Source organism: Nonomuraea cypriaca (genome assembly GCF_015645445.1).
GTDB classification, from domain to species: domain Bacteria; phylum Actinomycetota; class Actinomycetes; order Streptosporangiales; family Streptosporangiaceae; genus Nonomuraea; species Nonomuraea cypriaca.
In genome coordinates this window covers 1-799 of sequence record NZ_JADOGI010000558.1, presented here as the reverse complement: position 1 = coordinate 799, position 799 = coordinate 1, and the positions used below count along the sequence as shown (strand labels likewise).

Annotated in this window: 1 protein-coding gene; it reads left to right on the top strand. The window is 73.6% G+C overall.

The genetic code is table 11. The features are described from left to right. A partial coding sequence (locus ITP53_RS55595) for a dienelactone hydrolase family protein (RefSeq protein ID WP_195903526.1) occupies positions 1-731 on the top strand: 731 nt, incomplete at its 5' end. Positions 732-799 lie beyond the last annotated feature (68 nt).

The window sequence follows — 799 nt, the reverse complement described above, 5'->3', positions numbered from 1 at the left end:
CCCCCGCGCCAACCCCCAGCACCCCGGCCAGCCCGGCGGGACCGTCGCCGCTGCCGACGGAGGCGATCACCTTCCCCGGGCCGGAGGGCACGACGTTGCAGGCCGCGTGGGCGGCCGCGGCTGAGCCCAAGGGCGCGGTCCTGGTGATCCACGAGAACCGCGGCCTCACCGACCACATCCGCTCGGTCGCCGGCCGGCTGTCCGCGAGCGGCTACTCGGCCCTGGCCCTCGACCTGCTGTCCCGCGAGGGCGGCAGCGCGTCGTTCACCGACACCGCGCAGCTCACCGCCAGGCTCGGGGAGATCGGGCCCGAGCGGTTCGTGGCCGACATGAAGGCGGCGGTGGGCGAGCTGGGTGAGCGGGCCGAAGGGGCGAAGCTGGGCATGATGGGCTTCTGCTTCGGCGGCGGGATGACGTGGCTGCTGCTGTCGTCGTCGGAGCCGCGCCTGGCCGCCGCCGCGCCCTTCTACGGGCCGCTGCCGGACAACGCCGACATGACCGGCACCAAGGCCGCCGTCCTCGGGGTGTACGCCGAGCAGGACGACCGCGTGAACGCCACCAGGGACGCCGCCTCGGCGGCACTGGAACGCGCCGGACTGACCCACGAACTGGTCACGTTCCCCGGCGTCGGCCACGCCTTCTTCAACGACACCGGCCAGCGCTACAACCCACAGGCGGCGGCCCAGGCATACCAACGCGTCCTGGACTGGTTCAACCAGCACCTGGCATAACCGGCGGGCGGCGGCGTGCCACCATCCCGCGAGCGAGGAGGGCGAAGCTCTCCTCGCGGAACGGCAAG